Origin of the sequence: Paenibacillus sp. ATY16, assembly GCF_003399985.2 — a bacterium.
In the GTDB taxonomy this organism is placed as follows: Bacteria; Bacillota; Bacilli; order Paenibacillales; family Paenibacillaceae; genus Pristimantibacillus; species Pristimantibacillus glycanilyticus.
In genome coordinates, this window is the sequence record NZ_NMOK02000023.1 from 292,799 (window position 1) to 308,578 (window position 15,780).

The following is a 15,780-nucleotide window of genomic DNA, read 5'->3' on the forward strand; positions in this document are numbered from 1 at the left end:
GCGGCCTTTGCAGCTCACAAGGCAGGATTAGTCTTAAGCGTTCATAGAAGCCTCGCAGCCGTGGGCTTCCTCTCTGAAATGAACAATCGCTTAACGCTCGACCTTGATCAAAGCTGTTGGAATATTTAGATAAATTTACAACAAGCGTTCTTCCGCGTCAAGATGGTCATGATGCGCGGATAAGAACAGATGTGCTATAATCAAGCTTAATTATCGGCTTTCATGACGAGGAGAGATCAAATAGATGACTACGACACCAACAACGAGCGCTTTTACGGGCTTTGAGCAAAAAGATTTCGACACGTTTCTGATCGAAGGACTGGAGCAGCGCATGGCTGCCATCGAGGAACGGATTCGTCCGAAGTTCCGCTATCTGGGCGAAAAGCTTGCCGGCGACATTGCCGTGCAGGCAGGCGACGAAATGTTCCTGCATATTGCGAAGCATGCCCGCCGGACCGTAAATCCGCCTAAGGATACCTGGCTTGCCATCTGCAATAATAAACGCGGTTACAAAGCGCATCCGCATTTCCAGCTTGGCTTGTTCGACGACCATCTTTTCCTGTGGTTTGCCCTTATTTACGAAGCGCCTAACAAGTCCAAAATCGCTTCCGTCTATCTGGACCATCTAGATGAAGTCATCGCGGCTGTTCCTTCGGATTACGCGATTTCGCTTGACCATATGAAGAAGGAGTCCGAGGCCGTAAGCGAAATGAGCAAGCAGGACTGGGTCAACGCCCTTACCCGGCTTCGCGACGTGCAAAAAGCCGAGCTGCTGATCGGCCGCCAACTTCCTGCCGGCGACCCGCTTCTTCACGATGGGGATGCGCTGTACAAGCTTGCTCAGGATACCTATGAAACGTTGATGCCTTTGTATCGTTTGGCTGCTAAGTTGGGTTAAAGGGGCAGAATGCGCATTTGAATGTTCTTCCGATCGCCATTGCTCAGGGATTCCTTTGATTAGATTGAACAAGGTTGGAATCCCTTCACAAAAGCGAACGCTACGCTTCTCCAGAATCATTCAAACGCTCCGCTTGCCATTTAACCTGAACAAAAGCAGAAAAAACAATACAAAGGCTTGGGGAGAACAGAAAAGCTGTGCGGAATGAACTCCGCACAGCTTTTTTTGTTAACCTTTTTTGTTAGACCGCGGTTGCTGCTTTGGCGGCCTGCGCTTTGGCACGGCGCTGCTTGCGGGAAGCGCGGAAGAAGAACAATTCGTACATGCAAGGAACAACGATCAGCGTCAGAAGCGTTGCCGCGGCCAGACCGCCAATCACGACGATCGCCAAGCTCTGCGATACGATGCTGCCCGATTCGCTGGCCCCGAACACGAGAGGCAGCATCGCGCAAATCGTTGCAACAGCCGTCATGATGATCGGACGCATCCGTGTAGTTGCCGCTTCTACGAGCGCATCTCGGATCGACATCGTTTCTTCGTTTTGCTTCACGCGGTCGATTAGAACGATCGCGTTCGTCACAACGATGCCTATTAGCATCAACGCGCCAAACATCGCGGTAAAGTCAGGCGTAACGCCGGAGATCAAGAGGCCTACGACTGCGCCAATCGCCGCAAGCGGCAGCGAGAACATAATAGCGAGCGGAGCGCGCAACGTTTTGAAGGTCAGCACCATAATCAAGTACACGATGCCGATCGAGATCAGCGCTGTCATCCCAATGTCCGCAAAATCGCTTGCTTGGTCAGCCGATGCGCCTCCAACCTTCAGTTCGACGCCATCCGGCAGCTTCAGCTTATCTGCGGCTTTCTTAATATCCGCACCTATAACAGAGAGCTTTTGAGGATCCGCATCAGCCGTAATCCGGACATAAACCTTGCCTTCTTTATGGTAATACAAGCTTGGCTCTTCCGTGCGTACCAGCTTCGCCACGCTTGATACCGGAACCACGCCGGATTCCGTTGCAATCGTCAGATTCTTAAGAGCCGCTTCGGTATCCGGATTAACAACCGGCTGCACGACGACGGAGGTGTCGCGTCCGTCTACCTTGATGCTGCCTACCGGCACCGGATTCAGAATGCTCTGCAGCTGCATTGAAACTTCCTGGCCTTTCGCTTTTTCCGGGTCCACCTGGAACGTATAGACCGGCTTTTTCTCTTCCTGGTTGCTTTGTACTTTAAGCACGCCTTTAATCGGTTTGATCGCGGCAATCAGTTGATCCGCTGTCTGCGTCAGCTTCTCAGGATCATCGCCCGTGACGTCAACGAAGACTTGCGATCCGCCGCCGCCCATCATCAGATCCGTGGCATTTACGGACAGCTCGGCATCGCTGAAATTCGTTTTTTGCTTCTTCACTTCATCCATGAATACTTCGGCGTCCACGCCTTTCTTCAGATCAACCATATACGTTACAAGCGTCGGCGAGGATACCGAACCGTATTGCGCGTTTTCGGAGCTGTTGCCAAGCTGCATAATCACCCATTCCACGCTCTTGCTGTCTTTCAGGAAACTTTCCAGCTGCGTGCCGCCCTGTTCAACCTTCTCGGAAGGCGTATCGCTTGGGTACTGAAGGGAAATGTTCAGGTTCTCCGCACTGGAGGAGTCAAGCGCACCCTTTGGCATCATCGCGTAAGAGCCGATAGAACCTACGAACAGAACTAAAGCGATCAGCAGCGTGACCCATTTGTGCTGCAGATTCCAGCGGATAAACGATGCGAATTTCTCCGAGCCTTTATGCGGCTTTTCCTTCGTTCCGCGAAGCAGAATCGCGCTAAGCAGCGGTACTACCGTTAATGCAACCAGCAGCGAGGACAAGAGAGAATACGCTACGGTAAGCGCGAATGGCAGCAGGAAGGCCTGCAGCGAACCGCGGAGCAGACCCATCGGCAGGAATACCGCCACGGTAACCAGTGTCGAAGACGTAATCGCCGTTGCGACTTCTTTTGTTGCGTCGGTAATAACGGTAACCGAGAACGGCTCCTTTTGCAGCCTCCGGTAAATGTTCTCGATAACGACGATACTGTCGTCCACAAGGCGTCCTACCGCTACGGCCACGCCGCCAAGCGTAATGATATTCAGGGTTACGCCGGACAGGTCTAGCAGGTATAGCGTGATGCCAAGCGACAACGGGATGGATACGATCGTAACCAGCGTTGCGCGGAAATTACGCATGAAGAGCAGAATGATAATCGTTGCAAACAATGCACCCATCAGTACTTCGCGAAGCATGCTGTTAACGGAGTGAGTAACGGATTCAGCAGTGCTGAGCAGAACAACCGCGTCTACGCCTTTTACATCCTTGTTCAGACGCTCGACCGTCTTCTCCACGTTTTTGCCCGTAGATACGGCATTGGCGTTAGCCGACTTCGATACGGTGAACAAAATCGCGTCCTTGCCGTTCATCCGGCTGATGCTCTCCTGCTCTTTCGCCTGCTCAACCTTTGCGACATCGGACAGCTTCACGCCAGGGGCAACCGGAAGATTGCGAAGCGTATCGACGCTTGTTACTTCGTCATATACATTAATGTTGCCGGCAGCGCCGTCTACATTGCGTTCGCCGATCGAAGCGGATACGCCGCGTCCTTGCAGCACGCTGAGCAGGGATTGAACCGGAAGTCCCTTTTGCGCCATCTTATCCGTATCGGGAGTAATGTGGATCGATGGCGTTGACTTGCCGTTCACGCTGATCTGGCCCGCTCCCTCGGACTTTTGCAGCTCCGTATTGACCAGCTTGATCTTGGCATCCTTCTCTTGCTCGCTAAGACCTTCGTCAAACGTAACAACGATCCAGGAGATCGGAATCATCGACGTATTAAACTGGACAACAAATGGCTTCATGACGCCTTGGGGAAGCTGAACCTGATCAACCGAACGCTCGATCTCGGCCTTCGCTTCCTTCATATTCGTATTGGAATCGAAATTTACGTTAACCTGGGCGTAACCGTTCCCCGAAGTCGAGAACATATCGGTCTTGCCTTTCGTGAACATAACCGCTTCTTCGAGCGGGTTCGTCACTTGCTGCTCCATCGATTTGGCGTCCATGCCTGGCCCGATTACGGTCACCATGACTTGCGGGTTATCCGCTTCCGGCAGAAACTCCATTGGCAGCTTCAAATAACTGATGACCCCAACCGTCAATGCCATAACGACGATCAGGATAACGGCCGCCTTGTTACGGAACGACCATTCGGTTAACTTGTTCATTACAACTACTCCTTCTCCCTATTCGGATTTCTCTTTTATGTGTTTTTGACATTTCTAAGCATACCTGCATTGAAAATAATGTAAAAACGTCTCCAGACGGTATTTTACTCTCGCCCCGGGTCGGAGCTGTTCTACGACTTAGGTCCAGTATCCAAAATGAGCAAGTACTCACTTTACAGCTGAGCGGACTGCTTTTATACTGAAAAATGAGTAATCACTCACTCTAATCAAAGAGGTGTTTCTATTGACGAAATCAGCGGAAAAGCCTGCTATTGCCGTCTCCCGAATCACAAGAAAGTTCGGGGACCGGAAAGTATTGGATGATATTACGCTCACCGTGCCACGCGGGGAGCTGTTTGGGCTTCTTGGTCCGTCAGGCTCCGGAAAAACGACGCTCATCAAGCTTATAACCGGCATCGACCTCGCCGACGACGGACAGGTTGAATTGTTCGGCGAGCCGATGCCCCAGCTCAAGATGCTGCAAACCTTCGGGTATATGGCGCAGTCCGATGCTCTCTATCAGGAGCTAACCGGCAAGGAAAACATGGGTTTTTACGGCTCCCTCTACGGGCTTTCCGGTAAAGCTCTCGCTTCCCGAATCCAGTCTGCCGCCGCGCTTGTGAATTTGACCGATCATCTGGATAAAGCGGTAACCGCTTATTCCGGCGGCATGAAACGCCGCTTATCGCTTGCCATCGCTCTGCTGCATGAACCCCGGCTTCTCGTGCTTGACGAACCGACGGTTGGTATCGATCCTGTTCTCCGTCAAGCGATTTGGAATGAGCTTCGCGCCTTGGCGCAGCAAGGCGTAACGATTATCGTCACCACCCACGTCATGGACGAAGCCGAGAAATGCGACCGCTTGGGACTCATCCGCGACGGTAAATTAATTGCGCTGGACACTCCCGAAGCTATTACCCGGCAAGCGGAAGTCCATACAATCGAAGAAGCGTTTATCGCCCTTGGCAGCCGGAAGGAGGCGCAAGCATGAGAATACGTGCGCTCGTTGTGCGCATTATCCGCCAGTTTGTCCGCGACAAACGGACTTTGGCTTTGTTATTCCTCGCCCCTCTTCTCATTCTCAGCTTAACAAAGCTTGTATTCGACGGCAGAACCGTATCGCCGGAGATCGGATTGACGGGCCCGGCCAGCGCGTTTGCCGAGAAGCTTGAAGAGCAGAATGCAAGCATTACCGTTTATAATTCCGTTAGCGAGGCCGAAGAGGCTTTGAGGAACGGGAAGCTTGATGCCGTCATTCAGATTAAAGAAGGCAAACCGGATATTACGCTAGAGGGAAGCGATCCGTCGGTAAGCCGCAGCACGCAGCTTGTCATGCAAAAAGCTCTGCAGAGCAATGTTCAGGAGCTTGCTCCTACGGTTCATTATCTGTACGGCGGACCGGACATGGCCTCATTCGATTCATTTGGTCCCGTACTCATCGGCTTCTTTTCCTTCTTCTTTGTTTTCCTGCTCGCTGGCGTATCCTTCCTTCGCGAACGCACTAGCGGAACGCTGGAAAGACTGCTGGCGACGCCAATCCGCAGATCGGAGATTGTGCTTGGCTACTTAGCCGGGTTTGGAATCTTCACGCTGCTCCAGGCTTCCCTGATCGCCTGGTTTTCCGTTCAAGTGCTTGGAATGTCGATGGCCGGCCATATCGTCAATATGCTGCTGATTAATCTTCTGCTGTCTTTGACCGCGTTAACGCTGGGCACGTTGCTGTCCTCGTTTGCGAGCAGCGAATTTCAGATCATCCAGTTCATTCCGATTATTATCGTGCCTCAGGCTTTTTTCTCCGGGTTGTTTAATCTGGATGCCATGAATCCGGTTCTGCAGAAGCTCAGCTTCATCATGCCGTTGTACTACGGCGCGGATGCCATGCGGGGAATTATGATTCGAGGGGAAGGCATTGCCGATATCCAACTCGATATTTACGTGCTGGCGGGCTTGTCGATCCTGTTCGCCCTGCTCAACGTTGCGGCATTAAAGAAGCACCGCCGGATGTAGGCGTCCTTCTTTTTCTGCTATAATAACGGGAATGGGCAAAAAGGGAGTGTCTGGCATGAGCGAGCCGATTGAAGAATGGCTGGATGAGCTGAATAAGCTTGGCGAAGAGAAATCAATGACCGATAAGCAGCTGAAAATCGTCAAGGCTGCCTCCGAAATCTTTGCGGAAAAAGGCTTTGCCGGATCATCCACGAGCGAGATCGCACAACGTGCGGGTGTGGCGGAAGGTACGATTTTCCGCCATTACAAAACGAAAAAAGAATTGCTAGTCTCCATCGTGGCACCGGTGATGGCAAAGCTGGTCGCGCCGTTTGTGATGAGGGAGTTCTATAAAGTGCTGGACAGCAAATACGACAGCTACGATCAGATGCTTCGCGCGATTCTCGAGAACAGGCTGGCGTTTCTTGAGAAGCATTTAAACGTACTGAAAATTTTTATTCAAGAGATCCCATTCCATCCGGAACTGCAGGAGCAATTCGAGAAACTGATTCTCGCGAAAGTATTCGAAAAGGTCACCCCCAACATCCTCAGGTTCCAGGAAGAAGGCACCCTTGTGAACTGGTCGCCTTATACAATCATTAGGCTTACAGTCTCCTCGCTCATTGGATATGCCGCCATACGAATGATTTACGGCAAACGGGAAGGCAGCAGCTGGAATGATGAGCAGGAACGGGAAGCGACTATCGCTTTTATTATGAAGGGGTTAGCGCCGTAAACGTACGAAGCAAAAAACCGAAGGCATCGCGAGTACCCCTCTCTTGCATGAGAGCGGCTTCCCGCGATGCTTTCGGCTTTTAATGATGCTTGAATTGGTGATTATGCGGTAAATTCCACGTGCATAGACTTGTCGCCACCCCACCTGCCGCAACCGTTATTAGAGATAGCAGAAACGTATCTTCAGGAAGCAGAATGGCCCCCGTTCCGATAATGATAAAATCCGTTAAAAAAATAATAACCCCAACGTTTAACGGTATATAGCGGGACAAAAAATGGGCCAGAAGATCCGTCCCTCCCGTGGAAGTACCGTTCCTTAGCATGATACCGAGGCCTGTCCCAATGCAAAAGCCGCCAAGCACCGCCCGCGTAAACGGAGTCCATTCAATGTAATAGAGAAAGTGGAACCGGTAGGGGCTGAGCAAATCGATGACATAGCTGGATAACAGCAGGCCGTTCAGGCTCTGGTAGATCATACTCCGGCTTTGAAACCAGACCAGGGCAAAAATCGGGATACTGCATAGCAGCATGGTCAGACCCACTTGAATGTGAAGCAGATAATTGACGATAAGGGCGATCCCTATAAGCCCCCCGTCCAGAATCATCAACGGAATCAGAAAAAAATTAATCCCGACCGATATCAGCAGGCTCCCCAAAATGATGGCCGCCCACCTGCGCCATGACAGAATCCCCATTCTACCTTTCACCTCTTTTTGCTCTACCTCATTTATATGCGGGCCTGGTACATGCCATTCTCTGGAAAAAACAAAAAAAAGCCGGCCTCTCATATATTCATGAGATGCCGGCTTTAACGCCAGTCCTTATTCCTGTGCTGCGGTAGAACCCGCTGTACCGTCCATTCTGCGGAACTGTACAAGCAGGATCAATGCCAAGAGACACAGAATGCCGCCGGAAACGTATGGCAGGCGCAAATCGAGCGTAAACAAGAACGAACCAACAAGCGGTCCAAGAATACGTCCCAAGCTGTCCATCGAAGAGCTGAGGCCGGAGGCAACGCCTTGACCCACTTTCGTCTTCTGGGTAATTAACGAGGTTACGCATGGACGGATCAGCGAGTTGCCAATGCCGAATACGGCAAGCGACATCGTAGCCCACCACAAGGAATGGGCAGCAAGCAGCAGGAAGAAGCCAACGGCCGAAATGATCAAGCCAAGCGCGATGTATTGAGGCTCCTGCCCCCGCTTGATTCTCCGCCGAACGACACCGCCTTGCACAAGCGCGCCAACAAAGCCGCATACGAAGAACAGCATGCCCACCTGCACCGGCGTTACGTCAAAGCGCTGAATGCCGAAGAACTGCAGCGTTGCTTCCATGCCGGCAAGCGTAAAGGTAACGAAGAACGCAAGAACGTACAGAAACTTAAGCGGCCCGGTAAAAGCCGACCAGCGGGATTCCCGCTTCTCGCCCGCAGCTCTCCGCTTCTCGGGCGGCAGCGATTCCTTCAGCTTGGTTATTGCGAAGAACAAAGTAATTAATGCCATTATCGATGCCGCGTAAAAAGGGGCTTCGAGCGAAACCTGACTAAGCAGACCGCCTACGCCGGGACCAATCGTAAAACCGAAGCCAATCGACATTCCGACAAGTCCCATGCCTTTTGTACGCTGCTCCGGCGGCGTAATATCCGCTACGTAAGCGACAATAACCGAAGTGACCGCCCCGGAGAACAAGCCCCCGAGAATACGGGAAAGATACATCATGGTTAAATTGTCGGAAGATAAGCCAAACAAGAAGAAACTGATTGCAAAACCGGTCACGCCAATGATAATAATCGGCCTCCGGCCAATCCGGTCGGATAAGCCTCCCCAATATGGAGAGAGTATGAACGATACAGCTGAGTAGAGCGCAAGCATTAAACCCGTATGATGCTCGGCGTTACCCGGGCTGACGGCTTTAATCATTTCAGGCATAACAGGAATAATAATCCCGAACCCGATGAAGGTGGTCATTAGAATAGCCATTACTATAAGAAGTCGTTTATCTCGCATTTTGTCTTCACCCCATCCCTTATCGTATCATATCAAGCTGGCCATAGTTATGAACAAATGGAGAACAATACTAGTCCAGCTTCGGAATGCCTGACTTCATCAATAAAATTGTTGCTTGCATTCCGACTTGTTTTTGCTATACTCAACTTTGTTTGTACATTAGACATTAGACGACAGTCGAAAGGCAGGGACGAAAGCGATGGATCATAACAAAACCCCGCTCTTCAGCGCACTCCGCCGCCATGCGGAGAACGATCCGGTACAATTTCATATTCCGGGGCATAAGAAAGGTCTCGGCAGCGATACTGAGTTTCGCGAATTTATCGGCGACAACGCCTTGTCGATCGATCTTATAAATATAGCTCCGCTTGATGACTTGCATCAGCCGACCGGCGTTATTGAAGAAGCGCAAAAACTTGCGGCAGATGCTTTTGGCGCGGATTACACGTATTTCTCCGTTCAAGGCACCAGCGGAGCGATTATTACGATGATTCTGACGGTCTGCAGCCCGGGCGACAAAATTATCGTCCCGCGCAACATTCATAAGTCCGTTATGGCCGCCATTATTTTCGCCGGCGCGCGTCCGGTATTTATCTCGCCCGCGCGCGATTCGAATCTCGGTATCGACCACGGCATTACGACCCGCTCGGTGAAACGAGCGTTGGACCGTCATCCGGATGCCAAGGCCGTTCTGGTCATTAACCCGACTTACTTCGGCATTTGCGCGAATCTGAAGGAAATCGTGGATCTTGTTCACAGCTACGATATTCCGGTTCTTGTCGACGAAGCCCATGGCGTACTTATTCATTTCCATGAGAAGCTCCCGATGTCCGCCATGCAGGCCGGTGCCGATATGGCAGCTACAAGCGTACATAAGCTTGGCGGCTCCATGACGCAAAGCTCGGTCTTGAACGTACGCAAAGGTCGGATCAACCCGTTCCGCATCCAGACGATCCTGAGTATGCTGACGACAACTTCGACATCTTATATTTTGCTCGCTTCACTGGACACGTCCCGCCGCAATCTGGCGATTAACGGCCATGAAATTGCGGAGAGAGCGATTGAGCTTGCCCAATATGCCCGTGAACGGATTAATCAGATCCCTGGCCTTTATTGCTTTGGCGAAGATATTCTCGGCGACGAAGCGACCTACGATTATGATCCAACCAAAGTTACGGTGCATGTCCGCCATCTTGGCGTAACCGGCTACGAGGTTGAGAACTGGCTCCGCGATCACTACAACGTAGAGATCGAGATGAGCGACATGTATAACATTCTTTGCCTCGTGACGCCCGGAGATACCTCCGAGTCGGTCGATAAATTGCTGCAAGCGCTCCGCGGCTTGTCGGAGACGTACCATGAAGGCGCGGAAGCCCGCGAGCTTGTCGTAAAAATTCCGGATATCCCGCAGCTGTCCCTGACGCCGCGCGACGCTTTCTATGGCGAGACGGAAATCGTACCGTTCAAAGAGTCAGCCGGACGGATTATCGCCGAATTTATTTACGTCTATCCGCCGGGCATTCCGATCTTGCTTCCTGGTGAAGTTATCTCGCAGAAAAACATCGACTATATCGTGGATCATGTTGAGGTCGGACTGCCTGTCAAAGGGCCGGAGGATCGCAGCATTCAGTTCGTTAAAGTCATCGTGGAAGAAAACGCGATCTTCTAAACGAAAAGCCAACGGCAGAGCTCTTAGGCGAAGCTGTTGGCTTTTTGCATGATTCCACTTATTGTAAACCTTTAGAGCGCCATGCTATGATGAGGTGGGGGTGGGATGAATGAGTCAAAGCGCATTTATTAAGCTTGTTCAAGGATCTGCCGTTAGTGAGCTTCCGCTGGAAGAACTGAAGGAAAAGCTAATCCATTACCGGGAGCAGACCGCTTTAACCGGAACGCAGCTAGACTGGGATTACGCAAAAGCGGCTTTTCCGTATACGTTCGAATCGAAACAGGATGACCGATGGTTTTACTTGCAAGGCACCAATCCCGGATACAAATATATCGTGTTTGGCAATGGAGATGAGGGCCCTTCCACGATTCAAGTCGTCCTTCCCGACGGGTCCACCCATGGCGACAAAGCCAAAGCTAACGAGCTCTGCAAGTATTTAGCCAAACAGCTGCTTGCCGAGCTTACGATGTTTAACGGCCGAACGATTTATTATAATCCGCGTAAATGACATACAAAAAAACACCCGTCTATCCAAGGCTGAAGCAGCCGTTTGGAATAGACGGGTGTTTTAGGTCATTAACCTTCTTTGTTCTCGTTCTCGGTGCGCGCGATTTCTTCGTAGATCGCCGTTACGCGATCCCACTCCGCATCGTCTTCGATCCCAACGAGGAATGCTTCGTCATTCTCTTCTTCAATACGGAAGATAACGCCGTCAGCCTCCGGATCGTTGCGATCCAGCAATACCGCGTAAACGTTGTTCTCCGATTCAAATGTATAGACCATGACCATTTCACGCTCTTGGCCTTCGTCGTCTGTCACGATGAACACATGCTCATCATGTTCGTGATCATGTCCGCAGCCGCAGTCTTCGCCGTGCTGATGTTGATGCTCGCTCATGGAATTACCCCATTTCAGTTATTTATACATACTTACGTATCGTACCATGCGAAGAATCGCCGGTCAAACAAAAGACGCCCGGCCGTAGTCCGGAGCGTCCTTATTCAAAGCCTTAGTTTTACTGGGATGTGATGAGCTTCTCCGATACAACCGTCCAGTCATCCGATGGCGATGTCTTCAAATAGAACCGTACCGCGTATTTGCCGGCGTACTCGAAGTTGTATTTGATATCCTCCGTCCGGTACCAGAAATTATCCTTCGTGATGCTGACATTCTGGGATTGAATAACCTTCTCGGTGCCGTAAGGGTCCGTAATCGACACTTTTACAGCAGAGATGTCTGTCTTAAGATTGTCGATTTGGGAGAAGACATTAAACGTATATTTGTTGCCTTTGTCCACATTGCCAAAGATGACTTTATCCTGGAACAGAATCATATGGACATTAGGCTTGTTAATTGTCGCTTTCTTGCTCTGATTATCCCAGTCAACAAGCGCATTCAGGCTGTTTACCATCTGGCGAAGAGGCAAGTAGGTTTTGCCGTCCACAATAATGCCGCCGTCATCCAGCTCACTGCCGTTTACAATAACGCGTACTTTCTGGGATGCAGAATCGGCGAAAATGAGCGTACCTCCGAATACCGACAAAATAGCGAGCAGAATAGCTACTTTTTTGAATCCGACTTTCATTGCTGTTAACCCTCCCTCCATCCGGTTTGTCTGGATGTTTGGTTATACTCGGGTTTTGGCCCAAAGTTGCGCCCCGCAATAAAAGTTTTTAAGCCTGACCGTTCAAGGCTGAATCTGTCAAAAGCTGTTGAATCATGCGCTTGCCCAGGAAATACTTACGTATTGCCCGCGGTTAGCTGTAAGTGCGGGTCAAGATGCAAGGTACGCCCTTCCCCACCGCTCCGGGCTCCTGCATTCGCTTCCAATAGCGCATCCCACGCTCGCATGGCGTTTTGCATACCGCGCAAGTGTCGGACAACACAAGCTTGTAGTAATACTGCTTTCTTTCACTGGACGACTTTTTCTTCTTCACAACTTTGCCTTTGCCCTTTGCCGCTGCTGCACTCATTTTCATTCAATCCTCCCGCCGTTTTTGCTTCTGCATTATATGTAGGCGGAGGGCATTATGCATCTGTTGTTTGTCAACATCTTGCGTTATTTGGTAAAGTGAAGACAACTAGAAAGGGAGGCGATCTAAGCTTGCAAATCCAAATGCTTGGCACCGGCGGAGCTTTCGCGAAAAAGTATTCGAATAATAATGCTTTAATTGAAGTTGACGGTTTTAAGCTGCTCGTGGACTGCGGCATCACGCTGCCCCGGTCGCTTCACGATGCCGGTTACTCGTTTAACGATCTCGATGCCGTACTAATCAGCCATATGCATGCCGACCATGTCGGCGGGCTGGAGGAATACGCGTTCCAGATGATGTTCCGTTACGGCAAAAAGCCTGTCCTGTATATTGCCGATACGCTGGTTGAGCCATTATGGGAGCAGACGCTTCGCGGAGGCTTGACGCAGGAGCCGCTTAACGCGCTGTCCGATTTCTTTGATGTTCGTCCAATCAAGGAAGGCGAGTCGTACGAGATCCATCCCGAAATTCGCGTGAAGCTGATCCGGACGGATCATATCGCGGGCAAGCTCAGCTACTCCTTCCTCTTTAACGAGAACTTTTTCTATTCCGCGGATATGAAATTTGACGGCGGATTGCTGAAGGAATTGATCGAGGACGGCGTATCAACGATCTTCCATGACTGTCAGCTTGTCTCCCCGGGTGTTGTCCATGCGAGTCTGGAAGAGCTGCTCACGCTGCCCGAGGACATCCAGGAGAAAGTGTGGTTGATGCACTATAACGACAATATGGAAGAGTTCGTCGGTTATACGGGAAAAATGCGCTTCGTGGAGCAGTTTGCCGTTTACGAAATTAAAACCTAACAAGCAGATATCCACCGCGCTACTGGCGCTGCAGACATCCGCTCTAGGTATAGCTTATGCAGAGGGATGCATTCCGGTTAAAGGTTAAAATCAGCGTACATGCAGGTACGTGCATATATTGGGCCAAATCGATCCATACTATCATCGGGAGGATGATAATATGGATCACACACAAGAAGAAGTCATTGCCGTACGCAAGAACGGAGACGGCGATATTGTTGAACTGCAATTAACGTCTGGCCGGGTCGTCGATTACAAAACCGCGCAGTCGATGGTTAAAAATAATGAAATTGCCGGATTAAACGTTTTTAAAGGCCGTGACCACGAAGAGCATCTTCGTTCTAACGCGGACGGCCGCAAGGACAATAATCTCGACAATCTGCCAACCTTCTAAAACCGGAAAATCGGCTGCCGCGATCGCGGACAGCCGATTTTTTTTCTTCATCTCATAATCGATGGTCATTTTTTCTTTGTTTCGGGAGGCAGCTTTCTGCGCCATACATGCGTTTGATCATACGATAAAGAATCATTTACGACAAACCTTGCCACACATGCGATTACCGTACCCACGATGCCAAACAAGCCCAGAAGCCATACGGCCATATAGGCATACTCCTGTGCCAACGATACCGCCTCCTATTAGTCATGCAAATGCTTTCTATACAGGTATGTATGGCTAGAATAAAATATGCTAATTTTGTCACAAGTTCGCATCATAATTGCCGATCCGGATCATACTAATTGGCGGACAAACGTACTCACAATACCGAAGGGAGAGTAACTTCACGATGACTTTAGATTTGAACAGCAGCTATGATTGCGCAAATGCTTCTTCCGACTTGCCGAACCTTATCGCGCAGCTTGATTCGTTAAGAAACGGATCCGCCTCCACTGCCGAGCAGCAGGAGGAGATTAACCGGCTCGAGAATCAGATCCGGTTCATTCAGAACAAATGCGATATTCCGCATAGTAATCATTAATAACGAGACGCAAAAGGTCCATGCTTAAGCGCATGGGCCTTCCTCTTTTGCAACCCCGATAAAAAATTCAATTTCCTTCAAACCGCTTTCTCCTTTCCTTCGTTACCTCCTATAAGAGACCATTATTCTTTTAAGGAGGATTATTCATGACCACCAAAAAATTAACCATGTTTATGTTTGCCGCGGTACTCTTAACGAGTCTGCTGTCGTCAGTTATCGGAGCCTCGGCAGCGGAAACGCAGCCCCCTTCCGTGACAACCGACGCAGAATCGGCGGCGAAGCTGGGACTCCTGCTGGGCGACGGCAGCGGCGTTAACGAAACTTACCTAGCCAAGCAGACAACCCGCATGCAGGCGGCCATTATTTCTTTGCGCCTGAACGGCCATTTGAAGGAGGCCATGGCGGGCACGGGCTCTTCTTCCTTTAAAGACGCAGACAAAGCAGGCAAATCCAATGTTCCTATTCTCGCTTACTTGAAGCAGCATCCTGAACTGGGCTGGGCCGGCAACCCGGACGGTTCCTTCCATCCGAACGATCCCGTCAGCGCTCAACAGCTGTACAAAGTACTTCTCGAAAATATCGGCTTCCGTTCCGGTTCCGAGTTCGCCTATGCGGATACGTTGACCTTTGCCGCTTCCAAAGGGATGGCATCCATTGCGGCAGCCAGTCCGCTGACCAACGCTCATCTTGCGACAGCGCTTATCGAAGCCTTAACCGTGCAAACCCCGCAAGGGCAAACCTTTTTCGTTAACCTCCAGCAGAAAGGCGTACTCCCGCAATCCGCAGCCCTTCCTCAAGGGAAAAGAATTCAGCTGCGAAGCCATCAAAAGCTGGGTGCTTATCTGACCGACAGTAACGGCATGACCTTGTACTATTTCACCAAGGATGCCGAGAATATCAATGCTTGCGGTGGACAATGCCTCGTCAACTGGCCCGTGTTCACATCCGATGAGCTGCAAATTCCCGCTTTCCTGAACAAAGCCGATTTCTCGAGCATCACCCGTGCCGACGGCACGGAGCAATGGACTTACAAAGGCTACCCGCTCTACTACTTCATTAAGGATGCACAATCCGGGGATGTGCTTGGCCAGAACGTAAACCAGGTATGGTTTGTTATTAATCCGTCTACCTTTAAAGGCATGACACCGGAAGCCAAAACCTACCGGATAGATATTAAACAGTTCTCTTTCGGCACGGAACCTCTGACCGTTGAAGCCGGCTCCAAAATCACTTTCACTAACTTAGACGAGATGGAGCATAACGCGGTGGCCGTCGACGGCAGCTTTAAAGTTCCCGTGCTCAAAACTGGAGAGTCCTATACGATTACCTTGGATAAACCGGGTACCTACAATTACTATTGCGAGCTGCACAAATCGTTTATGACCGGTCAGATTATTGTGAAGTGAGGGAT

17 protein-coding genes are annotated in these 15,780 nt (G+C 50.6%); 10 read left to right on the top strand and 7 right to left on the bottom strand.

The window, feature by feature from the left end:
* Positions 1–244 precede the first annotated feature (244 nt).
* The gene (locus tag CFI03_RS14200) at positions 245–898 is read left to right on the top strand and encodes a DUF1054 domain-containing protein (protein ID WP_248757720.1); all 654 of its coding nucleotides are present in this window, start codon (positions 245–247) and stop codon (positions 896–898) included.
* A gap of 241 nt (positions 899–1,139) precedes the next feature.
* Here CFI03_RS14200 and CFI03_RS14205 read toward each other — a convergent pair whose 3' ends face one another.
* Positions 1,140–4,157, bottom strand: a complete 3,018-nt coding sequence (locus CFI03_RS14205) for an efflux RND transporter permease subunit (protein ID WP_248757721.1) — start codon at positions 4,155–4,157, stop codon at positions 1,140–1,142.
* Between the two features lie 244 nt (positions 4,158–4,401).
* Between CFI03_RS14205 and CFI03_RS14210 the strand changes: the two genes are divergently transcribed.
* The 3 genes from CFI03_RS14210 to CFI03_RS14220 are packed head-to-tail and all read left to right on the top strand — an operon-like array spanning position 4,402 to position 6,879.
* Entirely contained in the window at positions 4,402–5,148 is a 747-nt protein-coding gene (locus CFI03_RS14210) for an ABC transporter ATP-binding protein (RefSeq protein WP_248757722.1), read from the top strand.
* Positions 5,145–6,164 (top strand): ABC transporter permease, encoded by a 1,020-nt coding sequence (locus CFI03_RS14215; protein WP_248757723.1) that lies wholly within the window; start codon positions 5,145–5,147, stop codon positions 6,162–6,164. Before CFI03_RS14210 ends, CFI03_RS14215 begins: the two co-directional genes overlap by 4 nt.
* Positions 6,165–6,219: 55 nt before the next feature.
* A complete protein-coding gene (locus CFI03_RS14220; RefSeq protein WP_248757724.1) occupies positions 6,220–6,879 on the top strand; it encodes a TetR/AcrR family transcriptional regulator in 660 nt (219 codons plus the stop codon).
* A 79-nt stretch (positions 6,880–6,958) separates the two neighbouring features.
* On the opposite strand, the gene CFI03_RS14225 is transcribed toward CFI03_RS14220, so the two are convergent.
* Together CFI03_RS14225 and CFI03_RS14230 are read right to left on the bottom strand one after the other, a co-directional pair.
* On the bottom strand, positions 6,959–7,573 hold the full coding sequence (locus CFI03_RS14225; RefSeq protein WP_127493546.1) for a YitT family protein: 615 nt from the start codon (positions 7,571–7,573) through the stop codon (positions 6,959–6,961).
* 126 nt (positions 7,574–7,699) lie between these two features.
* Positions 7,700–8,884 (bottom strand): MFS transporter, encoded by a 1,185-nt coding sequence (locus tag CFI03_RS14230; protein ID WP_127493549.1) that lies wholly within the window; start codon positions 8,882–8,884, stop codon positions 7,700–7,702.
* Positions 8,885–9,083: 199 nt separating this feature from the next.
* Here CFI03_RS14230 and CFI03_RS14235 point away from each other — a divergent pair, with 199 nt between their 5' ends.
* Together CFI03_RS14235 and CFI03_RS14240 are read left to right on the top strand one after the other, a co-directional pair.
* The gene (locus CFI03_RS14235) at positions 9,084–10,553 is read left to right on the top strand and encodes an aminotransferase class I/II-fold pyridoxal phosphate-dependent enzyme (RefSeq protein ID WP_248757725.1); all 1,470 of its coding nucleotides are present in this window, start codon (positions 9,084–9,086) and stop codon (positions 10,551–10,553) included.
* Between the two features lie 109 nt (positions 10,554–10,662).
* Positions 10,663–11,061 (top strand): DUF1885 family protein, encoded by a 399-nt coding sequence (locus CFI03_RS14240; protein ID WP_248757726.1) that lies wholly within the window; start codon positions 10,663–10,665, stop codon positions 11,059–11,061.
* A 68-nt stretch (positions 11,062–11,129) separates the two neighbouring features.
* Here the strand turns inward: CFI03_RS14240 and CFI03_RS14245 are convergent, their stop codons facing one another.
* The 3 genes from CFI03_RS14245 to CFI03_RS14255 form a co-directional block, all read right to left on the bottom strand.
* Positions 11,130–11,450: a DUF1292 domain-containing protein gene (locus CFI03_RS14245; RefSeq protein WP_127493555.1), complete on the bottom strand. Its 321-nt coding sequence runs from the start codon at positions 11,448–11,450 to the stop codon at positions 11,130–11,132.
* 118 nt (positions 11,451–11,568) lie between these two features.
* Entirely contained in the window at positions 11,569–12,138 is a 570-nt protein-coding gene (locus tag CFI03_RS14250) for a stalk domain-containing protein (RefSeq protein WP_127493558.1), read from the bottom strand.
* 172 nt (positions 12,139–12,310) lie between these two features.
* Entirely contained in the window at positions 12,311–12,526 is a 216-nt protein-coding gene (locus tag CFI03_RS14255; protein WP_127493560.1) for a hypothetical protein, read from the bottom strand.
* Positions 12,527–12,657: 131 nt separating this feature from the next.
* Here CFI03_RS14255 and CFI03_RS14260 point away from each other — a divergent pair, with 131 nt between their 5' ends.
* Positions 12,658–13,389 (top strand): MBL fold metallo-hydrolase, encoded by a 732-nt coding sequence (locus CFI03_RS14260; protein ID WP_248757727.1) that lies wholly within the window; start codon positions 12,658–12,660, stop codon positions 13,387–13,389.
* Positions 13,390–13,549: 160 nt separating this feature from the next.
* Positions 13,550–13,783 carry a DUF3892 domain-containing protein gene (locus CFI03_RS14265; protein WP_248757728.1) on the top strand — a complete coding sequence of 78 codons (234 nt, stop codon included), beginning with the start codon at positions 13,550–13,552 and terminating at the stop codon, positions 13,781–13,783.
* Between the two features lie 65 nt (positions 13,784–13,848).
* Here the strand turns inward: CFI03_RS14265 and CFI03_RS14270 are convergent, their stop codons facing one another.
* Positions 13,849–14,013 (bottom strand): hypothetical protein, encoded by a 165-nt coding sequence (locus tag CFI03_RS14270; RefSeq protein ID WP_248757729.1) that lies wholly within the window; start codon positions 14,011–14,013, stop codon positions 13,849–13,851.
* 164 nt (positions 14,014–14,177) lie between these two features.
* Between CFI03_RS14270 and CFI03_RS14275 the strand changes: the two genes are divergently transcribed.
* Positions 14,178–14,369 (top strand): DUF2524 domain-containing protein, encoded by a 192-nt coding sequence (locus CFI03_RS14275; RefSeq protein ID WP_127493564.1) that lies wholly within the window; start codon positions 14,178–14,180, stop codon positions 14,367–14,369.
* Between the two features lie 146 nt (positions 14,370–14,515).
* The gene (locus CFI03_RS14280) at positions 14,516–15,775 is read left to right on the top strand and encodes a plastocyanin/azurin family copper-binding protein (protein WP_248757730.1); all 1,260 of its coding nucleotides are present in this window, start codon (positions 14,516–14,518) and stop codon (positions 15,773–15,775) included.
* The last annotated feature ends 5 nt before the right edge of the window (positions 15,776–15,780 follow it).

Bases quoted from the DNA above. Each gene is read 5' to 3' on its own strand.
- CFI03_RS14200 (WP_248757720.1), top strand. From the start codon at position 245: ATGACTACGACACCAACAACGAGCGCTTTTACGGGCTTTGAGCAAAAA.
- CFI03_RS14205 (WP_248757721.1), bottom strand. From the start codon at position 4,157: ATGAACAAGTTAACCGAATGGTCGTTCCGTAACAAGGCGGCCGTTATC.
- CFI03_RS14215 (WP_248757723.1), top strand. From the start codon at position 5,145: ATGAGAATACGTGCGCTCGTTGTGCGCATTATCCGCCAGTTTGTCCGC.
- CFI03_RS14220 (WP_248757724.1), top strand. From the start codon at position 6,220: ATGAGCGAGCCGATTGAAGAATGGCTGGATGAGCTGAATAAGCTTGGC.
- CFI03_RS14225 (WP_127493546.1), bottom strand. From the start codon at position 7,573: ATGGGGATTCTGTCATGGCGCAGGTGGGCGGCCATCATTTTGGGGAGC.
- CFI03_RS14230 (WP_127493549.1), bottom strand. From the start codon at position 8,884: ATGCGAGATAAACGACTTCTTATAGTAATGGCTATTCTAATGACCACC.
- CFI03_RS14235 (WP_248757725.1), top strand. From the start codon at position 9,084: ATGGATCATAACAAAACCCCGCTCTTCAGCGCACTCCGCCGCCATGCG.
- CFI03_RS14240 (WP_248757726.1), top strand. From the start codon at position 10,663: ATGAGTCAAAGCGCATTTATTAAGCTTGTTCAAGGATCTGCCGTTAGT.
- CFI03_RS14245 (WP_127493555.1), bottom strand. From the start codon at position 11,450: ATGAGCGAGCATCAACATCAGCACGGCGAAGACTGCGGCTGCGGACAT.
- CFI03_RS14250 (WP_127493558.1), bottom strand. From the start codon at position 12,138: ATGAAAGTCGGATTCAAAAAAGTAGCTATTCTGCTCGCTATTTTGTCG.
- CFI03_RS14255 (WP_127493560.1), bottom strand. From the start codon at position 12,526: ATGAGTGCAGCAGCGGCAAAGGGCAAAGGCAAAGTTGTGAAGAAGAAA.
- CFI03_RS14265 (WP_248757728.1), top strand. From the start codon at position 13,550: ATGGATCACACACAAGAAGAAGTCATTGCCGTACGCAAGAACGGAGAC.
- CFI03_RS14275 (WP_127493564.1), top strand. From the start codon at position 14,178: ATGACTTTAGATTTGAACAGCAGCTATGATTGCGCAAATGCTTCTTCC.
- CFI03_RS14280 (WP_248757730.1), top strand. From the start codon at position 14,516: ATGACCACCAAAAAATTAACCATGTTTATGTTTGCCGCGGTACTCTTA.